This is a genomic window from Candidatus Bartonella washoeensis Sb944nv (assembly GCF_000278135.1).
GTDB lineage: Bacteria > Pseudomonadota > Alphaproteobacteria > Rhizobiales > Rhizobiaceae > Bartonella > Bartonella washoeensis.
On record NZ_JH725022.1, the window covers coordinates 326,097 to 341,965 of the forward strand.

General features: G+C 38.2%; 12 protein-coding genes. 5 read left to right on the plus strand and 7 right to left on the minus strand.

The window, feature by feature from the left end:
- The first annotated feature begins 1,549 nt into the window (after positions 1–1,549).
- Entirely contained in the window at positions 1,550–2,530 is a 981-nt protein-coding gene (locus tag MCQ_RS01385; RefSeq protein ID WP_006923093.1) for a phage tail protein, read from the plus strand.
- 505 nt (positions 2,531–3,035) lie between these two features.
- Here MCQ_RS01385 and MCQ_RS01390 read toward each other — a convergent pair.
- The 5 genes from MCQ_RS01390 to MCQ_RS01410 form a co-directional block, all read right to left on the minus strand.
- Positions 3,036–3,830 (minus strand): heme ABC transporter ATP-binding protein, encoded by a 795-nt coding sequence (locus MCQ_RS01390; RefSeq protein WP_006923094.1) that lies wholly within the window; start codon positions 3,828–3,830, stop codon positions 3,036–3,038.
- Positions 3,827–4,924 carry a FecCD family ABC transporter permease gene (locus MCQ_RS01395; protein ID WP_006923095.1) on the minus strand — a complete coding sequence of 366 codons (1,098 nt, stop codon included), beginning with the start codon at positions 4,922–4,924 and terminating at the stop codon, positions 3,827–3,829. Before MCQ_RS01395 ends, MCQ_RS01390 begins: the two co-directional genes overlap by 4 nt.
- 20 nt (positions 4,925–4,944) lie before the next feature.
- Positions 4,945–5,832, minus strand: coding sequence for a heme/hemin ABC transporter substrate-binding protein (locus MCQ_RS01400; RefSeq protein WP_006923096.1), 888 nt, complete (start codon positions 5,830–5,832; stop codon positions 4,945–4,947).
- A gap of 17 nt (positions 5,833–5,849) precedes the next feature.
- Positions 5,850–6,893: a hemin-degrading factor gene (locus tag MCQ_RS01405; protein ID WP_006923097.1), complete on the minus strand. Its 1,044-nt coding sequence runs from the start codon at positions 6,891–6,893 to the stop codon at positions 5,850–5,852.
- Positions 6,894–7,121: 228 nt separating this feature from the next.
- Positions 7,122–9,299, minus strand: coding sequence for a TonB-dependent hemoglobin/transferrin/lactoferrin family receptor (locus MCQ_RS01410; protein WP_006923098.1), 2,178 nt, complete (start codon positions 9,297–9,299; stop codon positions 7,122–7,124).
- A gap of 243 nt (positions 9,300–9,542) precedes the next feature.
- Here MCQ_RS01410 and MCQ_RS01415 point away from each other — a divergent pair, with 243 nt between their 5' ends.
- Complete coding sequence (locus tag MCQ_RS01415) at positions 9,543–10,325, plus strand: energy transducer TonB family protein (protein ID WP_035007667.1); 783 nt, start codon at positions 9,543–9,545, stop codon at positions 10,323–10,325.
- Between the two features lie 113 nt (positions 10,326–10,438).
- Here MCQ_RS01415 and MCQ_RS01420 read toward each other — a convergent pair whose 3' ends face one another.
- Entirely contained in the window at positions 10,439–12,532 is a 2,094-nt protein-coding gene (locus MCQ_RS01420; RefSeq protein ID WP_006923100.1) for a lytic transglycosylase domain-containing protein, read from the minus strand.
- 245 nt (positions 12,533–12,777) lie between these two features.
- Here MCQ_RS01420 and dapA point away from each other — a divergent pair, with 245 nt between their 5' ends.
- Complete coding sequence (gene dapA / locus MCQ_RS01425) at positions 12,778–13,662, plus strand: 4-hydroxy-tetrahydrodipicolinate synthase (protein ID WP_006923101.1); 885 nt, start codon at positions 12,778–12,780, stop codon at positions 13,660–13,662.
- Positions 13,663–13,679: 17 nt separating this feature from the next.
- Positions 13,680–14,156 carry an SsrA-binding protein SmpB gene (gene smpB / locus MCQ_RS01430; protein WP_006923102.1) on the plus strand — a complete coding sequence of 159 codons (477 nt, stop codon included), beginning with the start codon at positions 13,680–13,682 and terminating at the stop codon, positions 14,154–14,156.
- 44 nt (positions 14,157–14,200) lie between these two features.
- On the opposite strand, the gene MCQ_RS01435 is transcribed toward smpB, so the two are convergent.
- Positions 14,201–14,869 (minus strand): uracil-DNA glycosylase, encoded by a 669-nt coding sequence (locus tag MCQ_RS01435; protein ID WP_006923103.1) that lies wholly within the window; start codon positions 14,867–14,869, stop codon positions 14,201–14,203.
- A gap of 576 nt (positions 14,870–15,445) precedes the next feature.
- Here MCQ_RS01435 and rpoZ point away from each other — a divergent pair.
- Entirely contained in the window at positions 15,446–15,844 is a 399-nt protein-coding gene (gene rpoZ / locus MCQ_RS01440; RefSeq protein WP_006923104.1) for a DNA-directed RNA polymerase subunit omega, read from the plus strand.
- Positions 15,845–15,869: the final 25 nt, after the last annotated feature.

Here is a 15,869-nt window from a genome sequence, read left to right on the forward strand (position 1 = left end):
AGATAAGGTCTTTTTTCTCTGATAGCTGTTTTAAAAGGTTATCAATGTAGTATAGGAGGGATATCGGAGATCATTCTTTACCTTCGGCAGTTTCAAAATTCGCTAGTTGATCATTCTTTGGAAGAGATAAATACGCCATTGAGAACTATAATTTTTGAAAGGATTATTATCAGGTTGATTATCGATTAAAGCTTGAGATGGTGGCAGCGTCTTTCAATTTTCAGATCTTGATCACAATTATTGCAAGTATTAAATTGCTAGAGCTTATTTTGCTATGTTGGTTTGATGCGGCAGAATCGATTATCAAAAAAGTTTGGCAAATGTTTCCTCTTGTCTTGCGATGAAAATGGACAATACCAATAATTGCAAGATGTTGCAGAGAAGAATTTATTGCTCTTGCAAAAAAGCTTTACCTATAATAAAATACAAAAAAGGGGTTATTGTGCTGAATTTGGGGGTATGCTGGTTATAGAAAGTGGAGCTTCAAAGGTTAAGGGTGCGATTTGAACATCACATAATAGCCAGCGTGGGGTAAGTGTTTTTAAGCTCACGTGAAACAATCAAATATATATTTTGGACTTTATCGGCAATATTTTTTGATGCATCTTTAGCATAATGGGTATGTTGTTCGAAAATTAAGTCAGAGAGGCAGGGAGGGGGCCCGTATGGAGCACCATAGTTTGCGGTGCGTTACAGAGTAGGAAAAGGATGCATTCAAGAAGAGGGGGAAGCGGGGGATGATTTTAATAAAAACAAGTTTTCAAGAATAGGTTTAACGGAACAAAAAACGGAACAAAATATGTTTAAAAGGTATTTGCATGCAGATAAAAACTCGGTGAGAAGTGTAAAGAATTCAGAGCAAATTTTTTAGCTTGTTTGATACGGAAAACAGTTAACAGAAATTATAGTCTCTTTTTTATAAAGATAGTGAAAAAGTTTATGAAGATTTTGCGACAACAGCTCAAGAAATTGAGGTGATTTGTGCAATTTTCAAAGTACATATGCGAAACATAAGTACTATGGTATCAATAAGATATGACTGATGAGACAATTTTAAAGCGTTGAGAGCATAAGACAATTGCATCAACCCTCATCAGGATTTCAAAGACATCAACAAGTTTCCTGTTAGCTTTACAGGAAGTTACATTCCACGTTAATTTTATCTGATCCACAAAAAGGGATTTTATCAACAATATTTATAAGTTAAGAAGATGGGAGTTTCGAAAATATAACCGTATCATTATAACGAGGCAATAATAGACGAGCAACACAAGGTTAGAGATTACATTGCAAAGCAAAATAAAGACATTAATATTGATTTTATTTTAAAAAATATGCTGAGATTGGCTCACTGAAGCGGAGGAAATAAAGAAAAAACATCTAATAAGTACAGGTGATGCAAGAAAGATGATGTATCAACCGATGATAATAGGGGGGATCCAAGTGAACATTTGCAGATTTAGCATTATTGATTCATTTGAAGGACAGTTTCCTCATAGAGTTAGTGAAAAATTGTGAGAAGAGTTATTAATAAGAACGGGGGGTTATAATGTCTAATATTTACGATTGGTCGCTAACGGCTGATGAAAATGCTAATTCCGATAGTATCATTAATTGGGCGGAAGGTCAGCCGCCGAGTTCTGTCAATGATAGTGCTCGGGCTATGATGCAGCGTGTGCGTGAATATCTAGCAGATAGGGGTGGTTCTATTGATTCAAAGTTTGTCGTGGATGCAAAAGACAAAACAACATCAATTACGCTAACTACAGCTTCACCTATAGCAAAATACAAGAATGATATCATTATACGTTTTAAAGCTCGTGGAGTGAATATTGGCACGACGACAGTAACCGTTAATAGCATAGAAGAGAAGCTTATTTATAAAGCAACTGATGTAGGTATTATCCCATTAGAAGGTGGTGAGCTACAAACAGATGGAATTTATGAAATAGTTTATAATGATGATGTTTCAATTGTAGATCGCGATGGTTGGTATCTGTTAAATCCTACCCCCATTCCACCACCAAAGATAGAAACTTTTCCTTGCGGGTTTATTGCGACCTTTGCGATGCAACAATTGCCGAGCGGTTGGCTTTTATGCGATGGTGCTACTTATGAACGCAAAGATTATCCGCAATTATTCAAAGCGATAGGCGATAAATGGGGAAAAGACAGTGATACAACTTTTAAAGTTCCAGACTTTAGAGGGATGTTTTTACGCGGCTTTGATGATGGACGCGGTTTAGATCCAAATAGACATTTTACAAATGTGCAGCAAGATAGCATCAAATCACATACGCATGATTGTACCATTGAAGCGGCGGGTCAACATACGCACAATTTTCAATATGCTGGAGTTGGATGGAGTGCTAATGATATTGGTAGAAGGAACCCTAGTTATCACTATCAAACGATTACAGGGACAACACAATCAGCTGGCGCGCACACACACAAAGTGTCTCTTTCTTCTACGGGTGAGTCAGAAACACGGCCTATTAATACAACTGTCGTTTATGCCATAAAATCATGAGATTTATCGGATGATAAATATTATCTGTCATTGATAATATTATTAGCGCGGAGAAAATCCGCGTTATTTTTTATGCAAGGAATAAATGACACATTGCACCATTTAAAAGAGTTAAAACTGTCAAAAAGATGTCTGAATCGTTACTCAGTTTGTAATTCCAGATATCTGTAATGACGAGAATATAGCTTATGACAACAAAAAATGAGTTGAAAGTTATTTCTCTTTCATCGGTATGCTTATATCAAAAAATGAAGCAAGATCAATGTAGATGTGTTGCTCAGTGTTATCTACAGGTGTATCTTTTTATTAACATGTTTTCTAGAGCATATAAAATTATAATATTTTTAATGTAGGATAAAAAGAATTCATGTATTTATAATGTATATGTTGCAATTTCATATGAAAGAATTAATTTTAAAATAAAGAAATTTTTGAATGTATCTGAATATTTATCATACATCTCAATTTTTGATTTAATCAAATAGACTTGTAGAATGAGATTATCTCATAGGGGAAATGCAGTTTGTGGCAAAATAAAAGGAATATCTGCCTTAGGCAATTCAGAAACGGTTAAGGAACAATGATAAACATCGCGCAAATTTTGTGTTGTTAAAACGGCAGAAGTACTTCCTTCGCAGTAAACTTCTCCCTGTTTTAGCAATATCATTTTATCTGCGTAATGTGCAGCAAGATTGAGATCATGAAGAATAGCTAGAACGCCACCACCACAACGGGCAAAATCTTTGGCAATATCCATAACAATGAGCTGATGTTGGATATCAAGGTTAGCAATAGGCTCATCTAATATCATCCAACGAGGGATACTATTATAAACAGGTTTCCAGATTTGACAAAGCACACGAGCAAGTTGTACTCTAGCTTGTTCCCCACCTGATAATTGGTGATAATACCGATCACTATAGTCAGCAAGACCGACGCGTTCTAAAGCCTTTTGTGGAAGGTTTTGCAATTCACTTTTTGCGAGAGTAAATTGGTTTACAGAAACACCAAGTGTCACTACTTCATGAACTAAGAATGGAAACGCTAGCGTTGTTGATTGTGGTAATACTGCACGCATTGTTGCCATTTCATACGTTTTTGTCTGGATAACATCATGACCATTTAAGGTTATTTTTCCGTTATAGGGAATTTCCCCACTCAGTGCTTTGACAAAAGTACTTTTTCCAGATCCATTTGGACCAATAATGACAGTAAGAGCACCACTTTTAGCTTGAAGATTAACATGGTTGAGAATTCGTTTTTTTCCGCGTTGAACGCAGATATTGACTGCTTTTATCATGAAAAATTTGTTCCTCGTTTGCATATAAGGATCCAAAGGAAAAAAGGTGCCCCAAAGAGTGCTGTAACAATTCCGATTGGTAATTCCGCAGGGGCAACAATTAAGCGCGCAAACGTATCTGCAAAAATGAGTAATGCCGCTCCCAAGAGGGCAGAACAGGGAATAAGATAGCGATGATCAGGACCAATCAACTGACGCAAAATATGTGGAACAACAATACCAATAAAGCCAATGCCGCCACTGATAGCAACTGCACTACCACACATAAGTGCAACAAGGAGAATAGCAATGTTTTTAACCCGTTGAATATGGAAACCAATATGGCCAGCAACAGCTTCTCCAAGTGCAAGAGCATTAAGAGCTCGTGATAAAAAAGGAGAAAAGAGAAGACCAACACAGATAAAAGGAAAAATAAGCCAAACTTTTAACCACGTTGCACCCGCTAAAGAGCCAAGATTCCAAAAGGTAATATCACGGAGTTGTTGGTCATTTGCGATAAAAATTAATGTTCCAACAACAGCACTACTTAGAGCACCAAGAGCAATACCTGCAAGAAGCATTGTTGCAATAGAAGTGCAACTATTGCGCGTTGCTATTGCATAAAGAATAGTTGTTGATAGAAGTCCACCAAAAAAAGCGCCTATGATAACTTTGTAGGGCTCTAGAAAAGGTGCCAATGAAGAAGGAAAGGCAATACCAACAACAATTGCTAAGATAGCTCCAAGACCTGCACCTGCTGATACACCGACAATTCCTGGATCTGCAAGAGGGTTACGAAAAAGCCCCTGCATGAGAACACCAGAGACAGCTAACGCTGCTCCAACCAAAACTCCTAAGATAAGACGGGGAAGCCTTATATCGATAAGTATAAGATAATCACGTGTCTTACTACTCACCGAAAAGTCTTGCGTAAGCATTACACGAAAAAGATCAATGAAAGAAGCGCTTGATGCACCAAGTAAAAGCCCGCCAAAAATGCTAAAGGTAAGGAACACTATTAAGCATAATAATAAAATTTTTCCCAAGCGTGTACGGCTTAGTTTTTTATTTTCTTCTGTTTCAGGAGCACGCACCATGGATGGATTATCTACCATTTCTATCAACTCTTATCGTTTTAATTTGTACCATAAAGCATATGTATAAGCTCTTTTGAGGCATCTGCAGTGCGTGGACCAAATCCCAAAAGATACATGGCATCCATCTGTTTAATAGCATGATTTTTTGCAGCAGTTGTTGCTTGAATTGCTGGTATGGCTAAAATTTTATCAATGCTAGAATATTTTCTACCATGCTTGACAAGCAAAATAACGTCAGGATTTGATTTCAATAACGCTTCGTTATTGAGCAGCTTATATCCTTTATAATCGGTAATGGCATTGATTCCACCTGAAAGTTTTATCATACCATCGGCAGCTGTCCCTGTTCCAGATGCCATAACACGTCCATTTTGTACTGATAAAACAAAAAGAACGCGCTTTGGTTTGGTTATTTTTTCCAAAAGCGCATCATTGTTGACGAAATCACGATTTATTTTTTCAATTAATACAGTTGCCTGCATTTCTCGATTAATAGCTTTACCAACAAGGCGGATTTTTTCTATCACATTTTCACGGGAGTAATCTTCTGGTATGATCACTATAGGTATTGATGTTTTTTTTAGAATATCAAGAGTTGAAGGAGGTCCACTTCCTTCAACAAGCAATATGCCCTCTGGAGCAAGTGATAAAACACCCTCAGGTGAGAGAGCGCGCATATACCCAAGAACAGGAAGCTTAAGAGCTTCCTCTGGATAGACGCTTGTACTATCGCGAGCGATAAGTTGATCTTGACCCCCTAATGCATAGACAATTTCTGTAAGTGAGCCACCAATAGAGACAATCCGAGCATTTTCAGGGAAACGATTTGTGGGTTCAGCAATCACTTGTTTCGAAAAGTGGATAAGAGAGAGCAGTACACAAATAATAAAAATGTTTGATATTCTACGCAAAAGAGGTGTAAACATGTTTGGCTTCACCCTTTTTAAGCTACTGCTGTTTTGGGGTATAGAGGCAAACTATTCAATAAAGAGCGCCAATCCTCACGTTCTTTTTGCCCTTCCTTTCGCAGACCAAAGAATTGAATAATCATCTCACCATGTTTATCGAAAATTTCAAGTGAGTTGACATAACCATCACTTGTGGGTTTACAAACACGCCATACATTATCAATTCCGGAAACTAATAAGTGCAAGTGGAATTTTTGATCAAGAACATTAAGCCAAAGACCCGTTTGTTTAATGTTTTTTACTTGCCCACTGAAAATTTGAATACATCCCTTATTGCCAACAAAGCACATAATCGGTACTTCTTGTTGTGCGATTTGGTTGAGCATCATTTCAACAGCTTCTATTTTTAATTGAGTCGCAAATTCATTACCAGCATATCTCACAGCCTCGTGTCTATTAATTTTAAATTCAGAAATAATCTCATGAAGTTGATGTACATCAGTCATTTGCCGCCAACGATCTCGGAATTTTTCAACATCTATTTTTGCAATATCACATTGAGCTGAAGTTGGAGCAGGAAGAATATCGAGAACAGATGATTGATCTTCATGAAGCAATTTTCCAACAAGTCCATCCCACTCTTTCATATTTGTCGTATCTTTAGAATAGACTTTTAAGATAGCAACACCATACTGATCAAAAAATTGTAGACTTTTCATAGGTTTTCCGAGAATAGTTACGTCATACTCAAAACCAAATTTCCAATTTTGGGGAAAAATACGCAAGTCAATTTCACCGAGTGTCAGAGGAACATGTTGGCTCTGAACAATCTTTTCAAAACACCCTGTTATTTCATGAACAGCATGTTCGTTGCGTGTCAATACCATAACTGTTCCGAGTTTAGGGGCATTTTCTAGGAGAGTGGTAATATCAGCTTGTAATTTTTTAGCTTTTCCAATTGTACAATATGCTGCAACAAGCTCTGCTTCAGATATGCCAATAGAGACCGCAAAATCACGGTTACGCATCTCCTTTTTTTCTTCATGCAAACGAATAATTGTCTCTGCTGTGTATGACATGGATTTTCCTTCTGTTACTTATCCAAGCGTTAACTTAATTTACCATTCGCTAAAAGCGGGTTAAACCATTCATTAAAAATGGTTCAACCCACCACAAACAAGGTGCCATTATAAACAGCAGAACAACTGAAAACCGATAAATCAAAAACAGTTTTAATTGTTTTTCTCAAAGAACAATAAAAACACAATAATTTATCCTTTTATTGATCTAACGGTTAACGGAAGTGACTAAAACCGTTGCACAAATGAAACCTTAAAGTTACGACCAGGTTGGCTGAAATAATCCTTTGGTGTTGTACTCTTACCGGAAGGAAGATCTGATATATCCCAATATTTTTCATTGAACAGATTATAAACACCTGCTCTTACAACAAGGCCTTTTTCGCCGAATGGCTTCAACCAACCTGATACATCAACGATCTTGTATCCAGGAATCTCTTGATAATCAGAATCCTCAGCAACTTTATCACGTTTGGCAGATGAGGTAAGCACGACATCTGCACCCCAGATTTCTTTTGCATACCCTACTCCGATGACTGCTTTTAAAGCTGGAATTGAGTTAAGATATTCATTTTTATCAAGGTCTTTTCCTTGTGAATAAGCAAGGGCAAAATTGGCATGAAAACCATTATTAAGAACCCAGTGCATTTTTGTTTCAACACCAAAAATACGCACATTTGCACGATTTGCATAATGACGACGCGAAAATCTGAATTCTTCTGAAGGCCCTTTATCCACAGTATCTATGAAGTCCTTATATTGATTGAAAAAGGCACTGAGTGCACCGCCGAAATTTTCATTTCCATATCGTACACCAACATCATACCCATTGCTCGTTTCTGCTTTAAGATTAGGCTCTCCTTTCACATAATAGGCAGAGGGTTTTATATAAGAGACGTAAAGTTCTGAAATGCGTGGTGCACGAAAAGCTTGAGCCCATTGAGCATAAAGTGTTACTTGATTACGAACATCCCACTCCATACGTAATTTGGGAGAAAAACGTGAACCACTTCTTTCTGGAGGGAATTTATCAGAAATCAGAGCTTTCTCATAAGAAGGTGTTTTCTGAGGGACATACTTATACCAATCATAACGAACTCCAGGTGTTACACGGAAACGGTTATCAGCAAAGGCAATTTCATCTTCGAAAACAAAACCCAAATTGTAACCATTCGTATCTGGTGAATCTGACCGGTTAGCCGGCACAAAGAGGCATCCCCGTGCATATTCCTTCACATGACAATTATCTTTACCTAACAAATAATGATGAAATTTAGATGACAAAACATTAGTAGCAAGCTTTAATTTATGATCTACAGTGCCAATATGAACTTTTTTGAGAGCATCAGCATTGAAACCATAATTAGTGTTACGTAAAAAATTGTCTCTCAAATAATCCCCGTTGGGGGCCGCAACACGAAATCCAGTCATAATATAACGATTTGACTGTCTTTGCCAATACATTTGCCCATGAAATGCATCAAGAACAGAATCTTCATTGCCGTTATAGTTATAAGAAAGAGAAAGGCGTTCACGAAGTTTTTTGTCTTTATCATAAACGGAACCTGGAGCATATCTTTTAGAAGCATCCAATGAATGCGTGTTGATATCATCATCAAAACGCTCTGCGGTAAAACCAAGTCGATGATTATCATTAAAGTATTGATGAATTTTAAAGAGCAAATTATTTCGGTCAAACTGAGCAGGGTTTTTACGTGTACGCTCTCCATAACCGTCTACGGTTCCCATATTCTTACGTTCATGACCTTCTACATGAGATCCTTGAAAAAGAAAAAATGTTTGGTGATTACGCAGCGCAATAGCCTGATCTACACGCCAACTTTTATCAACAGAATGATACCCACCTTTTACAAGGCTACCCCAATTCTTTTCTTCAGTAATGAGATCTTCTGGATTCAGGGTACGTAAAGCAACAACTCCCCCCAGTGCACCAGATCCATAAAGACTAGAATCGGATCCTTGTATAACATCAAATGTGGAAAGTGCACCAAAGTCAAATGTTGTGTTACCACCGTTCCCACGCAATATATCATCGAACCATGGAAGAGGGATACCATCCATAGTTGTGAGGACACGATTTGCATCTAAACCACGAATGACAAAACTATTTTTTCCTGTGCTGTAAGTTACGGACGGATCAAGACGACTAACATCATGGACATCACTTATTTGTTTTTCGTTAATATCCTCAGCAGTTTTACGATTGGTCAAAATGGTTACAGAACCTGAAACATCTTCTATCTTTTTCCCTTTAATAACGATTGGGTTGAGTTCAGTTACAGCACCCCGCTCTTTATTTTGCGCAAAAACAAATGAAGGTATACAGACCGATAACGCACTTAAAATTACACAGCTTTTATAGATATTTTTTCGTCTTATTTGCATAACACATCATAACCTTTTTTAATATCCCCTCTTTGTCTTGAAATTTTATTCATATACAAAAAGCTGGACGCTGATCAAAATTCGCCAGCTAAACAGATAATGATTTTGACATCAGTACAAAATCACCGGAAAACCATATTAAACATGACAAAATCAGTCAAGAAAAAAGTTGCAATTTCAAAATAGCCTGTTTTAATGAAGTTGCACACCAGTATTAAGCTTAGAATAACGGTAGAAGAAACGATGAATTTTGCAAATACGAGGCGATTATTAATTCTTTGGATTGGTGCGTTTGTTGGTGCGTTCTTTCTGCATATAGTATTGGGTGCACAGTTTTATTTTCAAAGTATTGGTGTAAGTAATGGTGTGCGCTCATCGGCGATGATGCTGGCTTTTGCTCAAGAGACTGTATATTCGGATATTGACTTAGATTTTTCAGATATTGAGACAGATTTATCGAATGTTCGTACAGAGCCAGAAATATTGCAGCCAGATTTTTCAGAACAAGAGTCAGAGATATTAGAAACAGTTGATGAAGTACAACCGAAAGAGTTTGAGCATATTGTAGAAAAAGATGATTTTACTGTTCAGAAGCCTTTGGAAGAAGCTCTTCCTCAAAAAGTAGAGCATAAAGCGCTCGTTAAAAAAACGATACCGATGCCAAAGGCTGTGGTAAAGCGGGCTGTGGTAAAAGCAAAGCATTCGTCTACTACCGGTCAGAGAGGTAATGCAGCAGCGCTTGAGGATGCACTGTTAATGCAATGGTTGGCAAAGGTACAAGCGCAATTAGAAAGGCAAAAAGAATATGTTGTCGGACAGCGTACCAGCCGTGCAAAAGGAGTGGTGAAGTTAGAATTTAGGATACATGAGCAGGGGGGTATTTTTTCTAGCCGCGTTGTGGTTTCTGCTGGTGATCCGGAGCTTGATCGTTTAGCTATGGCGGCACTTCAACGTGTTGGCAATTTTCCTCCGCCACCTGCATCAAAGGTAAACAAAATTATCAGAGTGTCCTTAATCTTTAGTTGATTTTTGCACAATTTTCATCTTAACTTTATATACTGCATATTTTTATGGTTGTTATAGTTCTGTGGTTTATGAAGGAGGAGGCAGAATGAACCATTTTTTCAATGGGAATACATTTACTTCCATCGGCCGGAAACAAGGTCAGTTTTTATGTCTGTGATTCCTGTAAGTCTGGCTTTGTAAACTTCATAATTTTCCATGACACGCATAACGTAATTACGTGTCTCTGTATAGGGGATGCGCTCAATCCAATCGATGACTTTATCAAGAGATTGACCTCGAGGGTCTCCGTAACGTTGTATCCATTCACTGACACGACGCGAGCCTGCATTATAAGCGATAAGAGTCAATATGTAGGATCCGTTAAAACGTTCCAACTGTTCTCCTAGAAAGTGGGCGCCTAATGTAGCATTATAACTGGCATCACTGCTGAATTTTTTCGGTGACCATGCTATCGAGTATTTCTTTGCAAGTGCTTTTGCTGTCGTAGGCAGCAATTGTAGTATACCTTGTGCGCCCGCTTTTGATATGGCTGTTGGATTAAATTCGCTTTCTTGGCGGGCAATGGCGTAGACAAGCGCTTTTCCTACGGTAGAAATATTGGCAGAGGGTGGTATAGCCCCGAGAGGGTGGGAAAGTGCACCGACATTTTTACCTTGAAAAACAGCAGTTTTTCCAATTTTAAGGCTAGTATAATAGTCACCATTTTTTTCTGCCATCACAGCCAAAAGAGCTAATTCACCAGGGCTTTCTATTGTTTCTCCGAGTTCTCTATAAAAAATTTTAGCAAAATCAGTATAGCCGGCTGATTCAAGGCGTTGAATTGCTTTAATAGCTTTTCGTGTGCTAAAATGTTGTCGCTCAGCGGTTGTTGGTTTAGGAAACGAGACTTCGAGCTTTTTTTGATTAAGTCGTGAAGCTGCTAATTGACCATAATAAGTTGCACTAAAATGGGCTGCACGATGAAAATAATGCTGGGCATTTTTATGTTCACCTAAAACTTCTGCTGTTCGTCCCATCCAATAGTATCCACGGGATGCGGAAAGAGGTGCAGAAGATAATTGGGGAATGCGTGAAAAATGCTGCATTGCCAATTGAGGATCATGAAGAAACCGTAGGGCATACCATCCTGCATGAAATTCGGCATCGACTGCCAATGAAGATGTCATGTCAGTATGTATTGCGACGAGTTGATAAGCAATTTTAGGTTTGTTTAAATCGAGCATTTCGCGAGAAAGGGCGCGTCGTTCTTTCCACAATGCATGTGGGTCCATAAGACGTAATGCATCTCTTGGTGTGCTTATCATGAGTGTTGCGGCTGCACTATATTGTCCGGTTTTGCGAAGATGACGAATTTGAGCAAATTGTAAGAGAGGATCTTTTTGCCATAATCGCTTTACAGTGCGTAATTTTTGTGCGGCTTTAGGATCATTTTTTTCGACGGCAACGAAAGCATTAAAAAGAGATTGAGCATGAGCTAATTTTGCAACGCGCTCCGCTGAATCAAATCGATGTGTATAAAGCATAAAATGCATGCGTTTTAGATGGTCAATAGGCTTTAATGCAGCGCTTGCATTTTGAAGTACAAGCTTTTCTTCTTGTGCATTGAGCTTCGTTTTATGCCACCATGGCGCGATAATTTGTCGAGCACGAGTGGTTTGTCCAGTTGCGATAAGCGCTTTAGCGAATATAGCCATACCTTGTGCTGTGAGGGGTGGATGATGAACAAATTTTTGGATGATCACCTGCGCAAAATTGGTTTCATTGATAAAAGCACGTTCAGCATTGCGTTGCATAGTGGCTATGCCTGGCCATCCTTTGAGTTCGTTGATTGCATTGAATATTTCAGAGCTTGGGATATTGGCTTGGCTTGATATACCGATTGCCCATGTCAAAATATGGCGATCAAGGCTATTTTTTTCCATTGAATTACGAAGGCTGATTGTTTTTGCAATATTGTTTTTTGAAAGTGCATCTAGGCCGGCTTTAAGTTGCGTGAGAGTTTGAGTACTGTACGTTGTCGTATGAAACTGTTGAAGAGGTTTCTGAGTTTGTTTTTTCATTACAAAGGGGGTCGGGCGCACCAAAGGGATTGGTGCTTTCCCGTGCAAAAGGGGTGTTTGTGCACATGCGTTTGAAAATAAAATTGTTGTTGCTGGTATAAATGCAGTAAATGTTGATACGAAAAGAGAGGCGGAAAATGCACGCATAGAGAAAAGACCTTGACACCTTGCTTTTTGGAAACACTCAAGAATTTCTAGAATAGAAGCGTGAAAAACGGGTTAATGTATGCCTGATATTTTAAGGGAACGTTAGGAATTGAAAGAGATAGATGCTAATCTTAAGAGGGCTTCAGTGAAATTCATCTTGCTTCAATGATAGAGCAAGACTATGTTCTATCATTGGTAATTTACAAAGGCGATAAAAATAAAGTGAACATTATAGGGAGATTATCATGCTCAAGGGAGCTGTGACAGCGCTTATCACACCATTTGATGATAATGGCGCTATTGATGAGAAAGCATTTTGCAATTTTGTTGAGTGGCAGATTACACAAGGTATTAATGGTGTCAGCCCTGTTGGTACGACGGGTGAATCACCAACTTTAAGTCATGAAGAGCATAAGCGGGTTATAGAATTGTGTGTTGAGCAGGTTGCTAAACGTGTTCCTGTTGTGGCTGGAGCAGGATCAAATAGTACAAGTGAGGCTATAGAACTTGCACAGCATGCAGAAAAAGCAGGTGCAGATGCAGTTTTGGTTGTGACACCCTATTATAACCGACCTAATCAGAGGGGATTATATACGCATTTTTCTTCCATTGCAAAAGCGATTTCTATTCCGATTATAATTTATAATATTCCCGGTCGTTCCATTATCGATATGGCTGCGGAAACGATGAGCGATCTTTGTCGCGATTTCAAAAATATCATTGGTGTTAAGGATGCAACGAGCAAAATTGAGCGCGTCAGTGAACAACGTGAAAAGTGTGGTAAGGATTTTATACAGCTTTCCGGTGATGATTGTACAGCATTAGGTTTTAATGCACATGGGGGTATGGGGTGTATTTCTGTTTCGTCTAATGTTGCTCCAAAACTTTGTGCAGAGCTTCATGCTGCTTGTTTTCGTGGTGATTATAAAACAGCGCTAAAATTAAATGATCTTTTGATGCCTCTTAATCGAGCAGTATTTATTGAGCCAAGTCCTGCAGGTATTAAATATGCTGCTGCAAAATTAGGAATTTGTTGCAATATTGTTCGTTCACCAATTGTTTCATTAGCAGATACTACAAAGAAGGTTATTGATGCGGCTCTGCATCATGCTGGTCTTATTAAAGAGTAAATGACATTGATGTAGCCATGAACAAAAAAAGGAACACACCAATTCGGAAAATAATTGCGGATAATCGCAAAGCCCGGTTCAATTTTGAAATTCTTGATAATGTTGAAGCTGGTCTTGTCCTTCAGGGGGCAGAAGTGAAGTCTTTGCGTTCCAATCATGCGAATATTGCCGAAAGTTATGCTAGCTTTGAAAATGGGGAGTTATGGTTGGTTAACAGCTATATTCCTGAATATACACAGGCTAATCGTTTTAACCATGAGCCGCGTCGTTTACGTAAATTATTAATTTCAAAACGTGAAATGGCGCGTTTTTTTAACGCGACTTCTCGTGAAGGAATGACGCTTGTTCCGCTCAAACTTTATTTTAATGAAAGAGGGCGCGCTAAGTTGGAGATTGCTTTGGCACGTGGGAAAAAGCTTCATGATAAGCGCGAAACGGAAAAAAAACGTGACTGGGGGCGTGAAAAAGCACGACTTTTAAAAAGATATGGATGACAAAATTGGTTTGTATATCTTTTTTATAGCGCTGCTAAAAAAAATTAGCATTGATCCAGATATATTTTTGCTGCTTCAAAAATCCGATGGAACATAGCATCCGTCAAGCGACCTGTGTTGGTGTTATAGCGTGAACAGTGATAACTTGAAAAGATGCGCAATCTACCGATGTTACTTATTTTGCCATGTCCGAAAGGATGTGCTAAGGTTTTTACATTGAGAGCGCGTAGTGTTGAAGAGTGAGCAACGGTACCGAGGGTGATGACTGCTTTAAGTTTGGGAAGATTTGTTAAAAGCGGTGAAAAGAAATATCGGCACGTGTTTATTTCTGTGCCGGTGGGTTTATTTTCTGGTGGAACGCAACGAACTGAGTTAACAATTGCTGCATCAATCAATTCAAGATTGTCATCTGCTCTTTCTTCAAAGGTGCCTTGGGCAAAACCAAACTTTTTTAAAGTAGAATAAAGTAAGTGTCCTGCATAATCACCAGTGAACGGCCGTCCAGTTCGATTTGCTCCACGTAATCCAGGAGCAAGACCGACAATGAGAAGGCGTGTTGTGGCTGCACCTTTATAGGGAAAAAATGGACTTACCGGTGCGTTATACCAGTTTGGTTCTTTTATACGCCAATCGGCAATGAATTTGTGTAAGCGGGGACATAAATTACAATTTTGCGGCGGTTCTGGGCAAAGGGATGTTGATTGGCTATTCATGGTGACAGAAATCAATCATTTTTATAAATCTTTTAAGTTATGATGGGTTATATGAGGGCCCGTATTTTTGTAAACAGTCTATGATAAATATGAACGGACTCTTTATAACATAGTTAACATAAAATCATTGCCGATTATTTTGCAAAGAAAGATAATCTTTTAGTGATTTTAAGATGTTTATGAACACGGTGTTTCATAGGATAAAATTCCTTATTTTATGAATATATTATCATAAATAGTGTACATTGAATTGTTGTATTGTGAAAGATTTTTAATAATTTAGAATGGTTGATGTTCCTTTAAAGCATAGAGGCTCTAGAGAGAGTATTTTTTCAAGTGCGTGTACTTTTTTTTGTTTGAATTCGGTACTCTTGGAACCTTTTATTTTCGAATGGCATTGATAGTTGGCTTGAATAGATTATGCACTGTTTATAAAGCTTCAAAAATTTTCTTCAATAAGCTCTTAGAGCAAAAAAATATTAAAGGTTGTGTTGTTTTTCTTGTGTTTTATTTTGATTATTGTATATACTCGATAACCACTATAAAAATTTTTAAATCTTTAGGAAAGAAGCATAAATGGCTCGCGTAACGGTAGAAGATTGTATTGATAAAGTCGATAACCGCTTTGAATTGGTGCTTTTAGCGGGGCATCGAGCCCGTCAGATTTCACAGGGCGCGCAGATTACGGTTGATCGCGATAATGATAAAAATCCCGTTGTTGCTTTGCGTGAAATAGCAGAAGAAACATTATCTCCTGCTGATTTGAAAGAAGATCTTATTCATTCGTTGCAGAAGCATGTGGAAGTGGATGAGCCAGAGATGGCCAATGAATATATTTCTCATTCAGGTGAATCTGAAAGTGTTTTTGGTACATCATCAGAAGAAGAGAGCTGTTCGTTCGATTATATGTCGGAAGAAGATCTTTTAGCAGGTATCGAAGGTTTGGTGGTTCCCGAGAAAAGCGACGATTACTAAATTGCGGCGATTTATATTGCAGAAA